Raw genomic sequence first — 20,357 nt, forward strand, 5'->3', positions numbered from 1 at the left:
CTCCGCCTCGGCCTTGCTCGACGCCTCCTGCTCCGCCAGCGACTTCATCGCCTCGACGCGGCGGGCCGCCATCGCGATCTCGAAGTCCTCCTCGACGGTGGCCCGCCGCTGCTGGGACTCCTCGTCCAGCTTCGCCGCCGCGTCGCGCGCCTCGCCGACGATGCGCTCGGCCTCGGCGCGGGCCTTCTCCAGCACGCCCCGGTGCTCGGCCTCCATCTCGGTGCGGCGCTGGTCCTGCTCGGCGATGAGCTGCTCGTACCGCGCGCGCAGCGCGCTCGCGTCGGTCTCGGCCTTGGTCCTGATGTGCCCGGCCTCGGCCTCGGCGCGCGCCTTGATCTCGGTGGCCTCGTCCTGGGCCAGGCGCAGCATCCGCTGCAGCCGCTCGCTCAGGCCCTCCAGCGTGGTGGGCGGCAGGGACAGCCGCTCGACCTGGCCGCGCAGCTCCGCGACCTCCGAGCGGGCCGCTTCGAGCTGGCGCGCGAGGTCGTTGGTCTGCGAGACCGCCGCGTCGCGGTCGGCGGCCAGCAGCCGCAGGTCCGAGTCGAGGCGCTCCAGGTGGTCCTCGACCTGCCCGCGGTCGTAGCCGCGTTTGACGATGTCGAAGCCGGAGCCCAGGGGGACAAGGTCACGGTCGTCGGCGAGGCCCATGGCGCTCACGCTACCCGCTCCCGACGCGCGACCGGCACTGGCAGGTCGCGCATCGGTGCGATTTCCTTTACACGCCGCGGAAGCGGTTGATCTCCGCGAGGTGCGCGGCGCGCAGTTCCGGGTCGCGCACGCCCAGTCCCTCCTCGGGGGCGAGGCACAGCACGCCGACCTTGCCCTGGTGGGCGTTGCGGTGCACGTCGTGGGCGGCCTGCCCGGTCTGCTCCATCGAGTACACCTTGGACAGTGTGGGGTGAACGCGACCCTTGGCGATCAACCGGTTCGCCTCCCACGCCTCCCGGTAGTTGGCGAAGTGCGAGCCGATGATCCTCTTCAGGTTCATCCACAGGTAGCGGTTGTCGTACTGGTGCAGGTACCCGCTGGTCGAAGCGCACGTCACGATCGTGCCCCCCTTGCGGGCCACGTAAACACTGGCGCCGAAGGTCTCCCGGCCAGGGTGCTCGAAGACGATGTCGGGGTCCTCGCCCCCGGTCAGCTCCCGGATGCGCGCGCCGAAGCGCTTCCACTCCGCCGGGTCTTGGGTGTGCTCGTCCTTCCAGAACCGGTAGCCCTCCGCCGACCGGTCGATGACCAGCTCCGCGCCCATCCGGCGGCACAGCTCCGCCTTCTCCGGCGAGGAGACCACGCACACCGGCGTGGCGCCGCCGTTGAGCGCGAACTGCGTGGCGTAGGAGCCCAGCCCGCCCGAGGCGCCCCAGATGAGCACCGTGTCGCCCTGCTTCATGTTCGCCCCGTTGACCGAGACCAGCTGCCGGTAGGCGGTGGAGTTGACCAGGCCGGGGGAGGCGGCTTCCTCCCAGGTCAGGTGGCGCGGCATCGGCATCAGCTGGTTGGCCTTGACCAGCGCCAGCTCGGCCAGTCCGCCGAAGTTGGTCTCGAAGCCCCAGATGCGCTGCTCCGGGTCGAGCATGGTGTCGCCGTGCCCGTCCGGGTGCTCCAGCCGCACGTCCAGGCAGTGCGCCACGACCCGGTCACCGGGCTGCCACGCGCCCACCCCCGGCCCGGTGCGCAGCACCACGCCCGCCAGGTCCGAGCCGACCACGTGGTAGGGCAGGTCGTGCTTGCCGCCGTAGCGCTTGAGGAAGGCGAACGTGGGCAGCGGCTCGAAGATCGAGGTCCACACCGTGTTGTAGTTGATGGCGCTGGCCATCACCGCCACCAGCGCCTCGCCCGGCCCCACTTCCGGTGTGGGGACCTCGTCGACGTGCAGGGACTGGCGCGGGTCCTTGTCGCTGATGGCCAGGTCGCGGAACATGTCGGCTTCGTCGGCGTGCACGGTCACGCCCCGGTAGCTCTCGGGGACGGGCAGCGAGGCGAGGGCTTCGGGTTCGTCACCGAGAATCGCGTCGAGGATCTTCTGCACGGCGTTCCCTCCACTGGGGGGTGCGTTGAGTTGCCGGAGGTTACCCACGGGTAACCGATTCAGAGATCCTCGCTGTGAGCCAACGCACTGGCCGGTCAGTGCCCGGCGGCGGGCTCCACCAGCTCGACCAGCACGCCGCCCGCGTCCTTGGGGTGCACGAAGTTCACCCGGCTGCCCGCGGTGCCCCGCCGAGGGGACTGGTACAGCAGGCGCAACCCCTTGGCGCGCAACGCCTCCGCGGCAGCCTCCACATCGGACACCCGGTAGGCGAGCTGCTGCAGACCGGGACCGGACCGGCCGATGAACTTGGCGATCGTCGATTCCGGGGTCAGCGGCGCCAGCAGCTGGATCGCCGTCCCTTCGGGGTCGCCCGGCGCGCGCAGCATGGCCTCGCGCACGCCCTGCTCCTCGTTGACCTCCTCGTGCGCCACTTCGAGGCCGAAGTGCTCGACGTGGAAGGCGATGGCGGCGTCCAGGTCGGGCACGGCGATCCCGACGTGGTCGACAGCGGTGACGAACTCGCGCAGCTGCTCCATGTCCCGGCACCCTAGCCACCGAATCGGTGCAGGCCACGCTGTGCGGCGCCTCACAGGCTACCGGGCGGTAACGCTCGGTATCGTGACAGGTTAACAACCGCTCACACTCGCGTGGAGGCCGCTGTGTCCGGTTCCGTCATCGTCGCCGGGGCCCGCACCCCGATGGGTCGACTGCTCGGTTCGCTGAAGGACTTCTCCGGCGCCCAGCTCGGCGGCGTCGCGATCAAGGCGGCGCTGGAGCGGGCGGGCGTCGCCCCCGAGCAGGTCCAGTACGTGATCATGGGCCAGGTGCTCACCGCGGGCGCGGGCCAGATCCCGGCCCGCCAGGCCGCGGCGCAGGCGGGCATCCCGATGACGGTGCCCGCGCTGACCATCAACAAGGTGTGCCTGTCCGGCCTCGACGCCATCGCGCTGGCCGACCAGCTCATCCGCGCGGGCGAGTTCGACGTGGTGGTCGCGGGCGGCCAGGAGTCCATGACCCAGGCCCCGCACCTGCTGCCCAAGTCGCGCGGCGGCTTCAAGTTCGGCGACGTCACCATGCTCGACCACATGTCCCACGACGGCCTGTTCTGCGCGTTCGACCAGGTCGCCATGGGCGCGTCCACGGAGAAGCACAACGCCCGCTACGGCGTCACCCGCGAGGAGCAGGACGCCTTCGCCGCGCGCTCGCACCAGCTGGCCGCCAAGGCCGCCCGGAACGGCGTGTTCGACGAGGAGATCACCCCGGTCGCCATCCCGCAGCGCAAGGGCGAGCCGGTGCTGTTCAGCACCGACGAGGGCGTGCGCCCCGACACCACCGCGGAGACCCTGGCCAAGCTGCGCCCGGCCTTCGCCGCCGACGGCACCATCACCGCGGGCTCGGCCTCGCAGATCTCCGACGGCGCGGCGGCGGTGGTCGTGATGAGCAAGGCCAAGGCCGAGGAGCTGGGGCTGAGCTGGCTGGCCGAGATCGGCGCGCACGGCGTCGTGGCGGGCCCGGACGCCAGCCTGCACGAGCAGCCGTCCAACGCGATCAAGGCCGCCTGCGCCAAGGAGGGCATCGACCCGGCGCGGCTGGACCTGGTCGAGATCAACGAGGCGTTCGCCGCGGTCGGCGTCGTCTCCACCAAGCAGCTCGGCATCGCCGAGGACAAGGTCAACGTCAACGGCGGCGCGATCGCCCTGGGTCACCCGATCGGCATGTCCGGGGCCCGCATCGCGCTGCACCTGGCCCTGGAGCTCAAGCGCCGCGGCGGCGGCGTGGGCGCGGCGGCCCTGTGCGGCGGCGGCGGCCAGGGCGACGCGCTGATCGTGCGCGTGCCCAAGGGCTGAGGTGGCCCGCACCGCTGACGTGGCGGAACTGGTCGACCGCGCGCGTGCCGGACAACCGCGCGCGGTCGCCAGGCTGATCTCCCTGGTCGAGCAGGCGGGGCCGAGGCTGCGCGAGGTCGCGCGGGCGCTCGCGCCGTTCACCGGGCGCGCCAGGGTGGTCGGCCTGACCGGCGCCCCCGGCGTCGGCAAGTCCACCTCCACCTCCGCGCTGGTCCGGGCGCTGCGCGCGCGAGGCGAGCGGGTCGGGGTGCTGGCGGTGGACCCGTCCTCGCCGTTCTCCGGCGGCGCGCTGCTGGGCGACCGGGTGCGGATGGGCGAGCACGCGGGCGACCCCGGCGTGTTCATCCGCTCCATGGCCACCAGGGGCCACCTGGGCGGGCTGTCCTGGGCCACGCCGCAGGCGCTGCGGGTGCTCGACGCCGCGGGCTTCGACGTGGTGCTGGTGGAGACCGTCGGGGTGGGCCAGTCCGAGGTCGAGGTGGTCGCGCTGGCCGACACCGCGGTGGTGCTGCTCGCGCCGGGCATGGGCGACGGGGTGCAGGCGGCCAAGGCGGGCATCCTGGAGATCGCCGACGTGCTCGTGGTCAACAAGGCCGACCGCGACGGCGCCGACGCCACCGTCCGCGACCTCAAGCACGCGCTGTCCCTCGGCCGCCGCGAGCGCGAGGCCGGGCTGTGGCGGCCCCCGGTGGTGCGCACCGTCGCGGCCACCGGCCAGGGCGTGGCCGACGTGGTGGCGGCGATCGACGCGCACCGGGACTGGCTGGTCGGCCGGGGCGAGCTGGAGCGCCGCCGCACGCGCCGGGCGGCGGGCGAGGTGGAGGCCATCGCGGTGGCGCGGCTGCGGGCGGGTTTCGCGGGCCGGGTCGGCGGGGCCGCGCTGGAGGCGCTGGCCAGGCGGGTGGCGGCGGGCGAGCTGGACCCGTACGCGGCGGCCGACCGGCTGCTGGCGGGTCCGCCGGACCGCTGACCCCCGGAAGTGGTTGACTGCCGGGCGGACCGGCGGCGAAGGGGGAGACGTGGACCAGGTCGTGGTGGACATCGGCACCCGCGACAGCAGGCGGGTGGTGGTGGGCGGTGTGGTGGCCCTGTTCTTCGGGCTGTCCGGCCTGGCGGGCGCGGTCATCGCGTTCCGGGACGGCGAACCCGTCGGCGGGAGCGTCGCGCTGGTCATCGGGCTGGTGCTGACCGCCATCCCGGTGCTGGTGCTGGTGTCCTGGAAGAAGGTCTCCCGGCCGCGCCTGCTGGTGCTGGAGGTGCCCGGCGTGCGGTGGGACGACCCGCAGGGCACGCCGTGGGCGGTGCCGTGGCACGAGCTCTCGGCGGTGTCGGTCTCGCGCACCCGCGAGCGCGTCACCAGCCTGGCCACCCTGCTGCTGCGCAAGACCATGGTGCGGCTGGACCTGTTCCCCGCCGACCCGAACGCCTTCCGCGCCCGGCACCCCGGCATGGCGCACCTGGCCCGCCCGGACGGCCGGTACCGGGTGCCGCTGGGCGACGCGGCCCGGCTGGTGCCGGTGCTGGACCGGGCGGCCACCCGCTACGCGCCGCGCCTGTACCGGGGTGTTCAGGACGAGGGGTTCACCGTCGGGCTCACGTGAGCCTCGTGCTGGGCGACCGCCTTGGCCCACAGGATTTTCCGCTCGTGCGCGGGGAAGGTGAGGCCGAAGACGTCGGCCAGCGCGGCGGACCAGTCCGCCTCGCGCTCCAGCACCGTGCTCGTCGTCGTCCCGGAGATCCGCGACAGCGTCAGCGCGCGCAGCACGTCCCGCCCGCCGCCGTCGACCCGCAGCACGCCGAAGGTCCGCACGAAGCCGGACTCCGGTGACGTCGACAGCTCCAGGTGCTTGTCGGCGAAGTCGGCCATCCGCGCGGTCGCCGTCGAGAAGTCCATGCCGTGGAAGCCGCCGCGCGGGTCGTGGTCGAACCGCCACCCGTCGGTGACCTCCGAGCGCCGCAGCCGGAAGGTGAACGGTCCCTGCCGGTGGACGCCCTCGCGCAGCGGCAGCGGCGAGTGCGGCCCGTCGCCCATGCCCGCGTCGACCAGCCACACCTCGTCGGAGTCGGGCAAGTCCCGCACGGTCAGCGCGAGGTGGCCGTGGCCGACCCCGGCGGGCGAGTCCGGGTGGCCCTGCACGCCGCCGGGGTGCAGGGCCACCCGGTAGCCCAGGGCGCGCAGCAGTTCGGCGAGCGCGCCGTTGAGGTGGAAGCAGTAGCCGCCGCGGCGCAGCCGGACGATCCGGTCTGCGGAGACCAGCGGATCGAGCGGGGTCAACCGGCCCAGCTGGATCTCCACCGCCTCGTAGGGCACGCGCTCGACGAAGGCCCGGTGCAGCCGCCCCAGCGCCGCCACGCCGGGAGGTTCTGCCTCCGTCACGCCGAGTCTCCGCAGGAAAGCCGGCACGTCGAGGATTCGCACGGAAATTCCCCCAAGCGGGTGGTAAAAGGAAGCCGGGACTTCCGACTCTAGGCAGCGACGACCACACAGCCGACGGTATGGGTACGGCAATTGGGGGATAAGAGGCGCCAATGTACGACGCGGCTGGTCTGGAGGTGCTGTCCCGTGAGGAGTGCCTGCGGCTGCTCGCCCGCACCCCCGTGGGCAGGCTGGTCTTCACCGACCGCGCGCTGCCCGCGGCGCACCCCGTGGTGTACGCGCTGGACGGCGAGTCCGTGGTGATGCGGCTGCCCGAGGGCAGCGCCGCGCTCACCGCCCGCGACACCGTCGTGGCGTTCGAGATCGACGACCTGGCGCACGACCTGTCCAAGGGCTGGAGCGTGCTGGCGGTGGGGCACGTGTCCGAGGTGTCCGACCGCTGCGAGCTGGCCCGGCTGGACGGGCTGGGGCTGCCCTCGCGCGGCTGGGGCGGCGGCGACCACTACCTGGTGGTCGAGCTGGAGCTGCTCACCGGCCGCCGCATTCCCTAGCCGCACTGGGTGCGTTCCCCAGACGTATCCCCTGATCGTGTCCCACTCACGCCCCCTAGGGCGGTACCCCCGCCAGGCGCTAACCTCGAAGCTCGCCTGCTGGGAGGGTGGGTCGGGTGACGGGTTCGGCGGACGGCGGCGCGACGCGGCTGGACGGCCTGCTGCGCGAGCTGACCGACCGCACCGCCGAGGTCGTGCTGTCCCAGGAGCGGATGCGCAGGCTGCTGAGCGCGGTGGTGTCGCTGGCCAGCGACCTGTCCCTGCCCGACGTGCTGCGCCGCATCGTGGAGTCCTCGTGCAGCCTGGTCGGCGCCCGCTACGGCGCGCTGGCCGTGGTCGGGCCCAACCGGCAGCTGCTGGAGTTCGCCTACGGCGACGGCGAGCACCGCGCCGACTTCGACGGCACCGCCTTCGACCCGACCGGGCCCGGCTTCCTGGGCGTGCCGGTGCGCGTGCGCGGCAAGGTCTTCGGCAACCTCTACCTGACCGACAAGGACAACGGCGCCGACTTCACCAAGGCCGACCACGAGGTGGTGGTGGCGGTGGCCGCCGCGGCGGGCATCGCGATCGAGAACGCCCGCCTGTACGAGGAGTCCCGGCAGCGCGAGGTGTGGCTGCGCGCGTCCAACGAGGTCACCCGCGCGCTGCTGACCGGCACCCCGGACCCCGACGCGCTGCACCAGGTCGCGGTGCGCGCCAGGCTGGCCGCCGACGGCGTCAGCGCCGTGCTGGCGCTGCCCGACGCGCGCGGCGAGCTGGAGGTGCGGGTGATGGACGGGCCGCTGCCGGGGTTCACCGTGTCGCGGGAGGGCAGCGCCAGCCGCGAGGTGTTCTCCAGCGGCACGCCGCGGGTGCTCGACGGGCTGCCCGGCCACTTCGAGCGGATCGGCCCGGTGGTGATCGTGCCGATGGCGGCGGGGGAGCGGGTGCTGGGCGTGCTGCTGGTGGCCCGCGCGCGGAACCGGCCCCAGTTCACCCCCTCGGACGTGTCGCTGGTCGAGGCGTTCGCCCGGCAGGCGGCGCTGATCCTGGAGTTCACCAGGGTGCAGGGCGCGAGCAGGCGCATCGCGGTGCTGGAGGACCGCGACCGCATCGCCCGCGACCTGCACGACCTGGTGGTGCAGCGGCTGTTCGGCCTCGGGCTGGCGCTGCAGGGGCTCAACGGGCTGGTGGAGCAGCCGGTGGTGGCCACCCGGCTGGCCGACTTCGTCGACGAGGTCGACCAGACCATCCGGGAGATCCGGCGCACCATCTTCTCCCTGCGGGAGCCCGCGACCGGCAACCTCAGCCTGCCCGCGCAGCTGCTGCGCGTGGTGCAGGAGTCGACCCGGCTGCTGGGCTTCGAGCCGACGCTGGCGGTCGACGGGCCGCTGGACTCGGTGGTGCCCGACGAGGTGCGGCCGGACCTGCTGGCCACGCTGCGCGAGGCGCTGGCCAACGTGGGCAGGCACGCCGGGGCGAGCAAGGTGCACGTGGACGTGACCGTCGACCGGGCTGGCACGCTGCTGGAGCTGGTCGTGCGCGACGACGGCAACGGCCTGCCCGAGGGCGGGGCGCGGCACACCGGGGGCCTGGCGAACATGGCGACCCGCGCCACGCGGTGGGGCGGGTCGTGCGAGGTCTCCTCACGAGCGGGCCACGGCGTGACGGTCCGGTGGTCCGCACCGTTGGTAGCGGGGTAGGAGGAGCTGGATGGCCATCTCGGTGCTGCTCGTCGACGACCACGAGATCGTGCGGCGCGGTCTTCACCAACTGCTGGACGTGGAACCGGACATCACGGTGGTCGGCGAGGCGGGCACCGCCACCGACGCGGTGACCGCCGCCGCCGAGCACCGGCCGGACGTGGCGATCATCGACGTGCGGCTGCCCGACGGCGACGGCGTGACGGTGTGCCGGGAGATCCGCTCCACCGTCCAGCCGCCGCCCGCGTGCCTGATGCTGACCTCGTACTCCGACGACGAGGCGCTGTTCGGCGCGATCATGGCGGGGGCCGCCGGGTACATGCTCAAGCAGGTCTCGGGCAACGACCTGGTCTCGGCCATCCGCACGCTGGCCGACGGCGGGTCGCTGCTGCACTCCGGGGTCACCGCCACGGTGCTGCAGCGCCTGCGCGGCGGCCCGGTCGAGGACCCGCGCTACGCGGCGCTGAGCCCGCAGGAGCGGCGGATCCTCGACCTGATCGCGGAGGGCCTGACCAACCGGCAGATCGCCGGTCGGCTGTACCTGGCGGAGAAGACGGTCAAGAACTACGTCTCCTCGCTGCTGCACAAGCTCGGCTTCGACCGCCGCACCGAGGCGGGCGTCTACGCCGCGCGCAGGCGCCAGGCGGGCGGCCTATAGCGGCCACCCCAGCGGCAGCGGCGCGGACCGGGCCGCGGTGGGCTCGGGCAGCGGCGTGCCGGGGCAGGTGAGGTCGGCGGCGGGCACCACGCCGTCCACGAGGAACGACTCCACCAGGTCGTCCACGCACGCGTTGCCGACGGCGTAGATGCCGTGGTCGCCCTCGTCCTCGACGGTGATCAGCCGGGAGCCCGCGAACCCGCGGTGCGCCCGCCGCGCGCCTTCCAGCGACGTGGCGGGGTCGCGCACGGACTGCACCATCAGCACCGGCGGGACGCCCTCGCCGTCGGGGGTCTTCAGCCGCAGCGGCGGGCGGTCCCAGGACGCGCACGGCGCGAGGACCTGGTGGTGGCCGAAGAACGGGTACCGCTTGCCCTGCCGGTCGCCCTGCCGCGCCAGGTCGGACCGGTCGCCGCGGAACGGCGTGTCGTTGCACGTGACGGTGTAGAGCGTGGCGGACTCGGCGTCCGCGAACCGCGCCGCGGTGCCGATGTCCGCGAGGGCCGCCGCGGCGGCCGCCCCGGAAGCCAGCGCCGCCAGTGACTCCGCGATGTCCGGGAAGGTCAGCTTGCTGTAGAGGCCCCGCCGGACGACGAGGTCGAGGATGGCGCCGTTGAGCCAGGAGCCGTCCGGCAGCGCGATCGGCTCGGCCGCCAGCGCCGCCCGCGTGCGCTCGTAGGACCGCCACACCGCGTCGGCGGTGTCGCCCAGGTGGTAGACCGCGTCGTGGCGGGCCACCCAGGGCAGGAAGTCCACCCGCAGGCGGCGTTCGGTGGCCATGCCGAAGTCGTCGAAGACGTCCTGGAAGGTGCCGGTGAAGTCGGCGACGGAGTCGAGCACGAACTTGTCCACGCGCTGCGGGAAGTGGGTGGCGTAGTGCGCGCCCAGCCAGGTGCCGCCGGAGTAGCCGATCCAGCTGACCTCCTCCCGGCCCAGCAGGTGCCGCAGCAGGTCCAGGTCGCGCACGGTCTGCTCGGTGTCGACCACGCGGCCCAGCTCGCCGGAGCGGACCTGGCAGGCGGTGGCCTGCAGCTCGGCGGCGTCGTAGTGCAGGTCCAGGTTGGCGCGGGAGCGGTCGCGCGGGTCGGCGAGGCCGAACCAGCTGTAGCCGCCGCAGGTGACGTTGTCGCTCGCGCCGGTGCCGCGCACGTCGACGCCGACGACCTCGAAGTTGTCGGCGACCCTCGGCCGGGTCTGGAACAGCCGGGGCAGGATCCGCCCGGCCCCGCCGGGGCCGCCGGGGTTGGTGAGCACGCTGCCCCTGGCGGCCTGGCCGCCCGCCGGGAGCGACCTGCTCACCGCGATGGTGATGGCGCGCTCGTCGCCGGGCCGCCGCCAGTCGAACGGCGTGGCGAAGGTGCCGCACTCCAGCCCTTCGAGCTCGGGCTCGGCGCACGGCGACCAGGTGATGCGCTGGTCGAGGAACTGGCCGTGGAGCCGCTGGGCGTCCTGCGCGAACGCGGGAGCGCCGGATAAGAGCAGGGCTGCGGTCACGGCCATGGCCGCGGTGGTCCTCATGGTTTCCCCCTTCGGCGTGAAGTCGTACTCCACCGCAGGTGTGCCCGGCGCCACAAGAGCAATCGGGAACCGGGCCACCGACGCCCGGCGGTAAGTAAGGTCGGTGGGGTGGGGATATTCCGGAGGAGGCGGCCCGCCACGGTCGCCCGCGCGGTGGTGCGCGACCACACCTACGACGACGCGATCCTGGACATCGCCGCGGAGGAGATGGACGCGGGCCACCTGAGAGCGGCCACCACCGTGCTGGCCGAGTGCCGGGACGAGCCCGAGGTCCGCGCGCTGCGGGTCGAGGTGCTCGGCGAGCACGCCATCGGCCACGCCGACGAGCTGCTGGAGCTGGCCAAGTCCAACGGCGACCCGGACCTGTGGCTGCTGGCGGGCACCGCGTTCATCCGGGAGGCGTGGGCCGTTCGCGGCTCCGGCCGGGCCGACGCGGTGGGCAAGGACCGCTTCAAGGTCTTCTTCGCCACCCTGCGCAAGGCCGTCGCGCCGCTGCACGAGGCGGCCAAGCTGCTGCCGCGCGACGCCGTGCCGTGGGCGCAGCTGCAGACCGCCGGGATGGGGCTGCAGGTCAGCCGGGAGCAGAAGGACGAGGTGTGGCGCGAGATCGTGGCGCGCTGCCCGACGCTGTACCCGGCGCACTGGACCCGGTTGCAGATACTGGCCGCCAAGTGGGGCGGCTCGGCCGAGGAGATGATGGCGTTCGCGCAGGGCAGCGCGGACCACGCCCCCGAGGGTGACCCGGTGGTGGCGATGCTGCCGCTGGCCCACTTCGAGATCTTCCTGGAGGAGTTCGAGGAGGCCGTGCGGGCGCGCAGCGCGCTGAAGATCGCCACGCTCAAGCTGCGCTACTTCAGCCGGGTGCACGACGAGATCGCCGCCGCCGCGGACAAGTGGGAGGCGGTCCCGCAGCGCCCGCACCCGCGCGCGTTGCAGGCGCACAACCTGTTCGCGGCGGCGTTCGCGCTCGCCGACGACGCGCCGCGCGCCAAGCGGCACCTGATCGGGATGCGCGACCACGTGCACGACGTGCCGTGGTCCTACGTCGCCTACCTGGCCGACGACCTGGAGCGGGAGTACTCCGAACTGGCCAACAAGTACCTCTGACCGCCTGCAAGTACCACCCGAGCCGCTCGCGCGGGCCGCTGGCTACTACCCGACGTCCCTTCGGATCAGCACCGCTGCTTGTAGAAGTACTTCGAGTTGGCCTCCATGTCTGCCTTGGTCAGCGCGACCAGGTCGGTCTCCACGTCCCGGTTGACCGGCTTGCCCTCGATGGCCGCCACCGCCTGCTCCACCCCGGTCCGGCCGATGGTGGCCGGGTCCTGCGCGATCAGCGCCTGCACCACGCCCGAGCGCAGGTCCTCCACCTGCTTGGGGCTGGCGTCGAAGCCGACCAGGTTCACCGCGCCGGTGCGGCCCGCGTTGCGCAGCCCGGTCGCCGCGCCTTCGCCGGTGTTGAGGTTGGTGGCGAAGACCCCGATCAGGTCCGGGTTGGCGGCCAGCGTGGCGGTCACCTTGGACGCGGCCTGGTCGGGCTCGTTGTCGGTGTACTGCTGCCCCACGTACTTCAGGTTCGGGTACTTGCCGACCTCCTCCTCGAACCCCTTGGCGCGGGCGTCGGTGGTGGAGGTGCCCGCCTTGGTGTTGAGCACCAGCACCGACCCGGTGCCGCCGCCGACCAGCTCGGCCAGCGTCCGCGCGGCCAACCGCCCGCCCTGCTCGTTGTCCGACGACACCGACGACACCGCCACCGAGGTGTCCTGCAGCTTGGTGTCCACCTCGACGACCTTGATCCCGGCGTCCTTGAGCTGCTTCATCGGCCCGGCCATGGCCTTGTCGTCGGTGGGCGCGATGAGCACCGCGCCCGGCTTGTCGGCCAGCACGCCGGTCACGATCGGCGTCTGCAGCGTGGACTCGAACCGCGCGGGCGCCTGCACGTCGACCTCGTAGCCCGCCGCGGCGGCGGCCTCCCGGAAGCCGCACTCCATCGAGGTGTAGAAGGGCTCCGCCGCCACGCCGGGGATCAGCACCATCTTCTTGGCGTCGGCCGAGCCGCCGGAGTCGCCGATCTGCCCACCGCCGCCGCACCCGGCCAGCAGCGACGGGCTCAGCAGCAACGCCGCCAGCACCGCGGATGTCCTCGTCGACATGGTCCCTCCCGTTCTCAGCGTTGGTTGCGCGCCTTCCTGCGCGACTGGTCGAACCACACGGCGGCCACCAGGACCAGCGCCACCGCGATGGGCTGCCAGTACACGTTCACGCCCACGATCACGAACCCCTTGCGCAGCACGGCGGGGATGAACACCCCGAGCACCGTGCCGACCACCGAGCCCACCCCGCCGAACAGGCTGGTGCCGCCCAGCACCACCCCGGCGATGGCGTTGAGGTTGTCCGTGTCGTGCCCGGTGACGGACGCGACGCGGAAGTAGGCCAGCGCCATGAACCCGGCCAGCCCGGCCAGCACCCCGGCCAGCAGGTAGACCCGCACCAGGTGCCCGGTCACCCCGATGCCCGCCCGCCGCGCCGCCTCCTCGTTGGAGCCGATGGCGTAGGTGTGGCGGCCGAACCGGGTGGTGCCCAGCACCAGCGCGCCCACCGCGGTGACCGCGGCGGCCAGCAGCACCAGGTTGGGCACGCCGAACCAGGTGCCGGTGCCCAGCCCCTCGCCGAGCACGTCCGGGACGCCGCTGACGTTGGAGCCGTCGGACAGCAGCTGCCCCGCGCCCAGCGCCGCGCCGAACGAGCCGAGGGTGACGATCAGCGGCGGGATGCCCGCCCTGGCCACCAGCAGGCCGTTGAGCAGCCCCCACGCCGCGCCGCTGAGCAGCGCCACGGCCAGCCCGACCAGGACGGTGCCCCACCCCGCGCCGGTGGCGTCGCCGCCGTTGAGCGCGTTCATGGTCATCGCCGAGGTGACGCCGGAGAACACCAGCACCGAGCCCACCGAGAGGTCGATGCCGGAGGTGATGATCACGTAGGTCATGCCGACCGACAGCACCAGCAGCACCGAGGTCTCCACCAGGGTGGTCTGCAGGGTGAACACGGTCAGCACCGCGTCCGGCCGCAGCGCGCCGAACACCGCGATCAGCCCCAGCAGCACCAGGCCGATCCACAGCGTGTTGGCACTCGCGAGCCTGCGCGCCAGGGAGGTCATGCGCCCTCCTGGGACAGCGCGCCGGTCATCGCCCCGACCAGCTCCTCGACGGTGGTCCGCGCGGTGGTGAAGCGGGCCACCCGCCTGCCCAGCCGCAGCACCTCCACCCGGTCCGACACGGCCAGCACCTCGGGCATGTTGTGGCTGATCAGCACGACCGCCATGCCCTGGTCGCGGACCCGCCGGACCACGTCGAGCACCCGCTCGCGCTGCACCACGCCCAGCGCGGCGGTCGGCTCGTCCATGAACACCAGCCTGCTGGCCCACACCACCGACCGGGCCACCGCGACGCTCTGCCGCTGGCCGCCCGACAGCGCCCCGATCGGCACGTCCACGCTCTGCAGCGACACGCCCAGGTCGCGGAACGACTCGGCGGCGCGCCGCCGCATCTCCTTGTCGTCCAGCACGCCGAACCAGCCCAGCGGGCCGGGTTTGCGCAGCTCCCGGCCCAGGAACAGGTTCGCCGCCGGGTCCAGGTCCGGCGCCACCGCCAGGTCCTGGTACACCGTCTCCACGCCCAGCGCCCGCGCGGCGGTGGGCGAGTCCAGCCGCACCGGCTCGCCGTCGAGCAGGACGCTGCCCGAGTCCGGCTGCTCCACCCCGGACAGGCACTTCACCAGCGTCGACTTGCCCGCGCCGTTGTCCCCGATCAGCGCGACGACCTCACCCGCGTAGGCGGTGAAGGACGCCCCGCGCAGCGCTTCCACGCTGCCGTAGGTCTTCACCAGGTCGCGCGCCTCCAGTAACGGCTCGCCCATGTCAGCCTCCAGTCTCAGCCCTCCACCAGCGGCGGCCTGCACCGCACCGCCACGAGGTCACCGGTGAGCACCTGCTCCCCGGCCGCGTGCGGGACCACGACGGTGCTGCCCCGGCGCAGCGGCAGCCCACCCAGCTCGCCGGCGCCCTCCAGCACCACCAGCACCGCGAACGACGGCTCCAGCTCGGCCCGCCCGGCCACGTGCAGCCGGTCGGCCCGGAAGAACGGCGCGGCCTGGGGGCCGAGCAGGTCGACCGAGGCGTCGGCGCGGTCGCCGGTGCGCCGGATCAGCTCGTCCAGCGACCCGGCCCGGCCGTGCCGGTCCACGCAGCCCAGCGCGGTGTCGAAGCCCAGCCCGAGGTGGCCCGCGTCGGCGTCGTTGAGGAAGCCCTTCCACTCCAGCGTGATCGAGAAGTCGGTGGGCTGCTGCAGCTCGACGATGAACACCCCCTCGCCGATCGCGTGCGGCAGGCCCGCGGGCACGAACACCGCGTCGCCGGGGGAGACCCGCACCGGGTTCAGCGCGGCCAGCATCGCCTCGCTGTCCTGAGTGGACACCCAGTCGGCGACCAGCTCGGGGGAGACGTCCTCGCGGAATCCGATGTAGACGGTCGGGTCGTCCCCGGTGGTGCCCACCACGATCCACGCCTCGGTCTTGCCGTGCCTGCACCCCAGGTGCCGCGCGGCGAACTCGTTGGACGGGTGGCAGTGCACCGGCAGCCGCTGCCCGGCGTCGAGCAGCTTGACCAGCAGCGCGGTGTCCGCGCCGAACTCGGCCACGTGCCGCTCGCCCAACCAGGCCACCGGGTCGGCGCGCACCGCGTCGCGCAGCAGCCGCCCGTCGGGCAGGCGGGACAGGCCCGCCTCGTCCCTGCCGAACAGCGTCGTGGTCGACGCGACCCAGTCCTCCGGGCCGTACTCCGCCGCGGGCTCGCCCCGCAGCGCCGCGATCGACGCGCCACCCCGGTAGAACTGCTTGGGCTGGTTTGCCGGAAGCGCGACCGGCCGGTTGTCCCCGGAACTCACGCGCGAACCTCCCCTGATCCCCTTGCCACCAACCGCACCGGCAGCACGACGCGGCGCGGCGGTGCGCCGTCCCCGTCCAGCCGGGCGAAGAGCAGATCGGCCGCCGCCTTGCCCAGCGCCCTCGCGTCGTGCGCGATCACCGTCACCGGTGGCGTGAGCAGGTCGGCCAGCTCGAAGTCGTCGAAGCCCACCAGGGCGGGCCGCCGCACCGCACCGGCCAGCGCGCGCAGCGCGTGCACGGTGATGCGGTTGTTGCCGGTGACCACCGCCGTGGCGGGCTCGGCGGCCCGCCGCAGGTGGTGCAGCGCCCGGCGCACCGAGTCCTCGTCGTGCGGGCCCATCACCACCAGCGACTCGTGCAGGCCGATGCCCGCCCGCGCGCAGCCCTCGCGGTAGCCGCGCAGCCGCTCGTTGGCGGTGAAGATGTCCGGCGAGTCGCCGAGGAAGGCGATGCGCCGGTGACCGTGCGCGGCCAGGTGCAGCACCGCCTCGGCGGTGCCGCCGATGTTGTCCACCAGCACGGTGTCGGCGACCACGTCGCCCGCGGGCCGGTCCAGGAACACCACCGGGGTGCCCGCGCGCATCTCCGGCACCAGGTAGCCGTGCTGGAGCCCGGCGGGCACGATGAGCAGCCCGTCCACCCGGCGCGAGCAGAACTCCAGCGCCAGCTCCCGCTCGCGGGAGGGGTCCTCGTCGGAGGACCCGGTGATCACCTGCCTGCCGCGCAGCCGGGCGACCTCCTCCACCGCGCGCGTCACCCCGGAGTAGAAGGGGTTGCCCACGTCCTCCAGGACCACCCCGATGGTGCCGGTGGAGGAGCCGCGCCGCAGGTTGCGGGCGCTGAGGTTGCGCCGGAAGCCGAGCTGGTCGATGGCCGCGAGCACCCGCTCCGCGGTGGCCGGGTGCACCCCCGCCTCGTCGTTCACCACGCGGGAGACGGTCTTGATGCTGACGCCCGCCAGCCGCGCCACGTCGTTCATCGTGGCGCGCCGCACTTTGCGGCCTCCTGCCGCACCGTTCGGGGACAACGTTGTCATAATGGCCGAATCACACACCGCCGGTCCGGTGATGTCAACGGTCGACCCTGTCCGGAACAGGACAAACCCCCGGTGGCGGCCTCGCGGAACCTGCGTGGCCCCGCGCGGGTGGCGGCTCCTCCGGGCGGTCCCGCCGCCCCGCGCACGTCTGTCCACTCCGGACGGACGCGGGCACCTGCGCGCGGTGCGCCGGGATCGTTGGCGCCTCACCAAGTGATCGGCTCTCCGGGTGGATACTGGCGGATCGGCGACGCTGCGCGGAGGACCGACCGCGCAGCGTCGCCATCCGGTGCACCAAGGTCTCGACTCGGTTCGCGATCTGGTGAAAACCGCTCGAATGCGGGGTCCGCCATCTACGTTCCAGCCCATGACTGGGGTGAGAATGCCTGCCGTCGTGGCCGCGGACATCCGCAAGAGCTACGGCGAGCTGAACGCGGTGGACGGGGTGTCGTTCACCGTCGCGGAGGGGGAGTTCTTCGGCATCCTGGGGCCGAACGGCGCGGGCAAGACGACCACGCTGGAGATCGTCGAGGGGTTGCGCCAGGCCGACTCCGGGCACGTGACGCTGCTGGGCGAGAACCCGTGGCCGCGCAACCCCGCGCTGCTGCCCAGGATCGGCGTCCAGCTCCAGGCGTCCAGCTTCTTTGAGAAGCTGACCGCCAAGGAGCAGCTGCTGACCTTCGGCTCCCTGTACGGCGTCGGCGACACCACCGCGATGGAGATGCTGGAACTGGTCGGCCTCGGCGACAAGGCCGACGTGCGGGAGGACAGGCTCTCCGGCGGCCAGCGGCAGCGGCTGTCCATCGCCTGCGCCCTCGTGCACGACCCGGACGTGGTCTTCCTGGACGAGCCGACCGCGGCGCTGGACCCGCAGGCGCGGCGCAACCTGTGGGACGTGCTGCGGGAGATCCAGGCCCGCGGCAAGACCATCGTCTACACCACGCACTACCTGGACGAGGCCGAGATCCTGTGCGACCGGGTCGCGATCATGGACAGGGGCCGCATCCTCGCCATGGACTCCCCGGCGACGCTGGTGCGCGGGCTGGACGCGCCGACGCAGGTCGTGCTCCAGCGCGGCGCGATCAGCACCGAGCAGGCCCGCGCCATCAACGGCGTCGAGCACGCCTACGAGGACGACGTGTCGCTGACCATCTCCACGCGCAAGCCCGCGCCCGTGCTGTCCGCGCTCGCCGAGCGGGGCACGCTCGACGGCCTCCAGGTGCGCACGGCCACCCTGGAGGACGTCTTCCTCCACCTCACCGGACGGGAGTACCGGGCGTGACCGCCTTCACCAGCCTGGCCACGGCCATGGTCAAGGGCTTCCTCCGCGACCGCATGGCGGTGTTCTTCACCTTCCTCTTCCCGCTGATGTTCCTGGTCGTCTTCGGGCTGATCTTCAACGGCGGGGGCGGCGACCGGACCGGGGTCGCGGTGGTCGGCGACGGCCCCGTGGTGACCGCCCTGGAGCAGGCCGGGGTGCTGGAGCTGCGGCGGTTCGACGACCCCGACGCGGCCGAGCGGCAGGTCCGCGACGGCGACCTGCCCGCCGCGGTCGTCGTGCGCGGGCACGACGTGGGCGTCGTCTACGCCGCCAGCGACCAGGTGGCGTCGGGCACCGTCGTGGGCATCGTGTCCGGCGTGGTGGACAAGGCCAACCTCGCCGCGACCGGCGCCCCGCCCACGTTCTCGCTGCGGGCCCGGTCGGTCGAGGACGCCTCGCTCAAGCCGATCCAGTTCCTGGCCCCCGGCATCCTGTCCTGGGCGGTGTCCATCTCCGGCGTGTCCGGGGCGGCGCTGACGCTGGCCGCGTGGCGCAAGAAGCAGGTGCTGCGGCGCATCCGGCTCGCGCCCGTGGGGCCGACCACCGTGCTCAGCTCGCGGGTGCTGGTCAGCGTCGGCACGGCGCTGGTGCAGGGCGCGCTGTTCGTGGGCGTCGCGCTGACCCCGCCGTTCGGGCTGCGGCTCAACGGCCAGTGGTGGCTCGCGGTGCCGCTGCTGGTGCTGGGCACCACCGCGTTCTTCGCCATCGGGATGCTGGTCGGGGCGTTCGCCAGGACCGAGGAGTCGGCCAACGGCGCGGCCAACCTGCTGGTGATGCCGATGGCGTTCCTGTCCGGCTCGTTCTTCCCGCTGGAGGACGCGCCCGCGTGGCTGCGGACGGTGTCCAACGCGCTGCCGCTGCGGCACATGAACGACGGGATGCTGGACGTGCTGGTGCGCGGCAAGGGCGTCGAGGCGTTGCTGCTGCCCTCGGCGGTACTGCTCGGGTTCACCCTCGTGGTCGGGTTCGTCGCGGCGAAGGTGTTCCGCTGGGAGGACTGACCCCGACGCCCGGTGAAGCCGGTCACAACGGGACAATGGGGACATGTTCACCAGCCCCGTGGGTCGCTTCCGCCTCCTCGCCCTGGCCGAGGCGGTGTCCTGGGCCGGTCTGCTGATCGGCATGTTCTTCAAGTACGTGGTGGTCGGCAACGAGATCGGCGTGAAGGTCTTCGGGCCGATCCACGGCGCGATCTTCGTCGGCTACGTGCTCGTGACGCTGATGCTGGCGCACCGGTGGGACCGGCGCACCACCTTCCTCGCGCTGGTCGCCAGCGTCCCGCCGTTCGGGACCGTGGTCTTCGAGCGCTGGGCGCTCAAGACCGGCAGGCTCGACGAGCAGGCCCCGCAGGCCGCCCCTCAGACCACCACGGACTGAGCCCGCGCGAGCTCGGCCTCCGGGTCGCCCTCGTGGTAGACCCGCTCGCTGTCCTCGATGTTGTCCAGGAACTCCTGGTAGATCCTGGCCCCCACGAGGTGCACGGCGCGGCGGGCGTGGCGCAGCGCACCGGCCGGATCGCTGTCCGGTCGGTGCTCCAGCCACGCCTGGGTCCACACGCGCTCGATCAGGGCGTGCGCCTCGGGGGCGGTGAAGCCCAGCAGCCGGGCGGCGTCCAGCGCGGGGTGGCCCCAGTGCGCGTCGGCCCAGTCCAGGACCACGCCGCCGGAGCGCCAGTTGCCGGGGTGGAAGTCGCCGTGCAGCAGGGTGTCCGGCAGGCCGTGCGCGGGCACCTCGACGCCGTGCGCGCGCAGTCGTGGCGGCCCGGCCAGCGCGGCCTGCGCGGCCACCCAGCGGGGCACGACGCGGGTGATCTCGTCCTCGGTGGGGTGCCAGCAGTCGCGGCCGGGCGCGTCCGCCATCAGCAGCCTGCCCGGCTCGGCGGCCAGCACCTCCGGCACCAGGGTGGGGTCCACCTCCGCCACCATGCCCACGACGCGGCCCTCGTCGGCCATGAACGGCGGCGTGGCCTTGGCCCAGACCACCGCCCGGCCGACCGGCAGGCGGTAGAGGCAGGACAGGTTCCACGTCTTGACCTGCACCGCCTTGCCGGTGCGCGAGACGTGCCGGTCCGCCCAGGCCACCAGTTCCGCGGGCCCGCCGGGACGGGCCCACGGCAGCCGCTTGGGGGCGTCGGGGAACTCGTGGTGCTCGCCGGTGGACAGGCCTGCCGGGACGCGGTCGGCCTCCACCTGGTAGACCACCTCGCCGTCACGCCCGCCCTCGCCGGTGGTGGAGACCAGGCGCAGCACCGCCGTGGTCACCCCCAGGGCCCGGTCCAGGTGCTCGGTCACCGGCTCCACGTCGTTCCACCACGGGCTGTCCACGGTGAACGCGGTCGACCCCACGTACCGGCCGCCCACGGTCACCAACGCCTTCACCTCGCGCACCCCACCACCC

At 73.3% G+C, this 20,357-nt stretch carries 20 protein-coding genes and 1 pseudogene; 10 read left to right on the top strand and 11 right to left on the bottom strand.

The window, feature by feature from the left end; translation table 11 throughout:
* The 3 genes and pseudogenes from IEZ00_RS08860 to mce all read right to left on the bottom strand — a co-directional run.
* Window positions 1-648 (bottom strand): annotated as a pseudogene (locus IEZ00_RS08860) (chromosome segregation protein); the annotation flags it as partial.
* 67 nt (window positions 649-715) lie between these two features.
* The gene (gene ccrA / locus IEZ00_RS08865) at window positions 716-2,029 is read right to left on the bottom strand and encodes a crotonyl-CoA carboxylase/reductase (RefSeq protein WP_189222703.1); all 1,314 of its coding nucleotides are present in this window, start codon (window positions 2,027-2,029) and stop codon (window positions 716-718) included.
* A 95-nt stretch (window positions 2,030-2,124) separates the two neighbouring features.
* Entirely contained in the window at window positions 2,125-2,565 is a 441-nt protein-coding gene (gene mce / locus IEZ00_RS08870; RefSeq protein WP_189222704.1) for a methylmalonyl-CoA epimerase, read from the bottom strand.
* A 123-nt stretch (window positions 2,566-2,688) separates the two neighbouring features.
* Between mce and IEZ00_RS08875 the strand changes: the two genes are divergently transcribed.
* Genes IEZ00_RS08875 through IEZ00_RS08885 form a run of 3 tightly spaced genes read left to right on the top strand, consistent with a single transcriptional unit; the run spans window position 2,689 to window position 5,477 of the window.
* On the top strand, window positions 2,689-3,876 hold the full coding sequence (locus IEZ00_RS08875; protein WP_189222705.1) for an acetyl-CoA C-acetyltransferase: 1,188 nt from the start codon (window positions 2,689-2,691) through the stop codon (window positions 3,874-3,876).
* Window position 3,877: 1 nt separating this feature from the next.
* Window positions 3,878-4,846 carry a methylmalonyl Co-A mutase-associated GTPase MeaB gene (gene meaB / locus IEZ00_RS08880; RefSeq protein ID WP_189222706.1) on the top strand — a complete coding sequence of 323 codons (969 nt, stop codon included), beginning with the start codon at window positions 3,878-3,880 and terminating at the stop codon, window positions 4,844-4,846.
* A 49-nt stretch (window positions 4,847-4,895) separates the two neighbouring features.
* On the top strand, window positions 4,896-5,477 hold the full coding sequence (locus IEZ00_RS08885; RefSeq protein ID WP_189222707.1) for a hypothetical protein: 582 nt from the start codon (window positions 4,896-4,898) through the stop codon (window positions 5,475-5,477).
* Here the strand turns inward: IEZ00_RS08885 and IEZ00_RS08890 are convergent.
* Window positions 5,444-6,253 carry an arylamine N-acetyltransferase family protein gene (locus IEZ00_RS08890; protein ID WP_306344666.1) on the bottom strand — a complete coding sequence of 270 codons (810 nt, stop codon included), beginning with the start codon at window positions 6,251-6,253 and terminating at the stop codon, window positions 5,444-5,446. The two genes, IEZ00_RS08885 and IEZ00_RS08890, sit on opposite strands and share 34 nt — an antisense overlap.
* 152 nt (window positions 6,254-6,405) lie before the next feature.
* Here IEZ00_RS08890 and IEZ00_RS08895 point away from each other — a divergent pair, with 152 nt between their 5' ends.
* The 3 genes from IEZ00_RS08895 (at window position 6,406) to IEZ00_RS08905 (ending at window position 9,144) form a co-directional block, all read left to right on the top strand.
* Window positions 6,406-6,804: a pyridoxamine 5'-phosphate oxidase family protein gene (locus IEZ00_RS08895; RefSeq protein ID WP_189222709.1), complete on the top strand. Its 399-nt coding sequence runs from the start codon at window positions 6,406-6,408 to the stop codon at window positions 6,802-6,804.
* Window positions 6,805-6,920: 116 nt separating this feature from the next.
* Window positions 6,921-8,486, top strand: coding sequence for a sensor histidine kinase (locus IEZ00_RS08900; protein ID WP_189222710.1), 1,566 nt, complete (start codon window positions 6,921-6,923; stop codon window positions 8,484-8,486).
* Window positions 8,487-8,496: 10 nt separating this feature from the next.
* Complete coding sequence (locus IEZ00_RS08905; RefSeq protein ID WP_189222711.1) at window positions 8,497-9,144, top strand: response regulator; 648 nt, start codon at window positions 8,497-8,499, stop codon at window positions 9,142-9,144.
* On the opposite strand, the gene IEZ00_RS08910 is transcribed toward IEZ00_RS08905, so the two are convergent.
* Window positions 9,139-10,662: an alpha/beta hydrolase gene (locus IEZ00_RS08910; protein WP_189222712.1), complete on the bottom strand. Its 1,524-nt coding sequence runs from the start codon at window positions 10,660-10,662 to the stop codon at window positions 9,139-9,141. The genes IEZ00_RS08905 and IEZ00_RS08910 overlap by 6 nt on opposite strands.
* 108 nt (window positions 10,663-10,770) lie before the next feature.
* On the opposite strand from IEZ00_RS08910, the gene IEZ00_RS08915 reads away from it, so the two are divergent.
* Window positions 10,771-11,769 (top strand): hypothetical protein, encoded by a 999-nt coding sequence (locus tag IEZ00_RS08915; protein ID WP_229795333.1) that lies wholly within the window; start codon window positions 10,771-10,773, stop codon window positions 11,767-11,769.
* A gap of 65 nt (window positions 11,770-11,834) precedes the next feature.
* Here IEZ00_RS08915 and IEZ00_RS08920 read toward each other — a convergent pair whose 3' ends face one another.
* From IEZ00_RS08920 to IEZ00_RS08940, 5 genes are read right to left on the bottom strand one after another with little or no spacing between them, the layout of a single operon-like run.
* Window positions 11,835-12,815: an ABC transporter substrate-binding protein gene (locus IEZ00_RS08920; protein ID WP_189222713.1), complete on the bottom strand. Its 981-nt coding sequence runs from the start codon at window positions 12,813-12,815 to the stop codon at window positions 11,835-11,837.
* Window positions 12,816-12,829: 14 nt separating this feature from the next.
* Window positions 12,830-13,819 carry an ABC transporter permease gene (locus IEZ00_RS08925; RefSeq protein WP_189222714.1) on the bottom strand — a complete coding sequence of 330 codons (990 nt, stop codon included), beginning with the start codon at window positions 13,817-13,819 and terminating at the stop codon, window positions 12,830-12,832.
* On the bottom strand, window positions 13,816-14,577 hold the full coding sequence (locus IEZ00_RS08930; protein ID WP_189222715.1) for an ATP-binding cassette domain-containing protein: 762 nt from the start codon (window positions 14,575-14,577) through the stop codon (window positions 13,816-13,818). Before IEZ00_RS08930 ends, IEZ00_RS08925 begins: the two co-directional genes overlap by 4 nt.
* A gap of 14 nt (window positions 14,578-14,591) precedes the next feature.
* Window positions 14,592-15,602 (bottom strand): class I mannose-6-phosphate isomerase, encoded by a 1,011-nt coding sequence (locus tag IEZ00_RS08935; protein WP_189222716.1) that lies wholly within the window; start codon window positions 15,600-15,602, stop codon window positions 14,592-14,594.
* A complete protein-coding gene (locus tag IEZ00_RS08940) occupies window positions 15,599-16,582 on the bottom strand; it encodes a LacI family DNA-binding transcriptional regulator (protein ID WP_189223302.1) in 984 nt (327 codons plus the stop codon). The genes IEZ00_RS08935 and IEZ00_RS08940 overlap by 4 nt, the downstream gene beginning before the upstream one ends.
* Window positions 16,583-17,006: 424 nt before the next feature.
* Between IEZ00_RS08940 and IEZ00_RS08945 the strand changes: the two genes are divergently transcribed.
* The 3 genes from IEZ00_RS08945 to IEZ00_RS08955 are packed head-to-tail and all read left to right on the top strand — an operon-like array spanning window position 17,007 to window position 19,337.
* Window positions 17,007-17,921 (top strand): ABC transporter ATP-binding protein, encoded by a 915-nt coding sequence (locus IEZ00_RS08945; protein WP_209622197.1) that lies wholly within the window; start codon window positions 17,007-17,009, stop codon window positions 17,919-17,921.
* Window positions 17,918-18,961 (top strand): ABC transporter permease, encoded by a 1,044-nt coding sequence (locus IEZ00_RS08950; protein WP_229795335.1) that lies wholly within the window; start codon window positions 17,918-17,920, stop codon window positions 18,959-18,961. Before IEZ00_RS08945 ends, IEZ00_RS08950 begins: the two co-directional genes overlap by 4 nt.
* Window positions 18,962-19,004: 43 nt before the next feature.
* On the top strand, window positions 19,005-19,337 hold the full coding sequence (locus IEZ00_RS08955; protein ID WP_189222717.1) for a DUF3817 domain-containing protein: 333 nt from the start codon (window positions 19,005-19,007) through the stop codon (window positions 19,335-19,337).
* On the opposite strand, the gene IEZ00_RS08960 is transcribed toward IEZ00_RS08955, so the two are convergent.
* Window positions 19,319-20,347: a phosphotransferase gene (locus IEZ00_RS08960; protein ID WP_209622194.1), complete on the bottom strand. Its 1,029-nt coding sequence runs from the start codon at window positions 20,345-20,347 to the stop codon at window positions 19,319-19,321. The two genes, IEZ00_RS08955 and IEZ00_RS08960, sit on opposite strands and share 19 nt — an antisense overlap.
* Window positions 20,348-20,357: the final 10 nt, after the last annotated feature.

It is taken from the genome of Saccharothrix coeruleofusca (genome assembly GCF_014648515.1).
GTDB classification, from domain to species: Bacteria; Actinomycetota; Actinomycetes; order Mycobacteriales; family Pseudonocardiaceae; genus Actinosynnema; species Actinosynnema coeruleofuscum.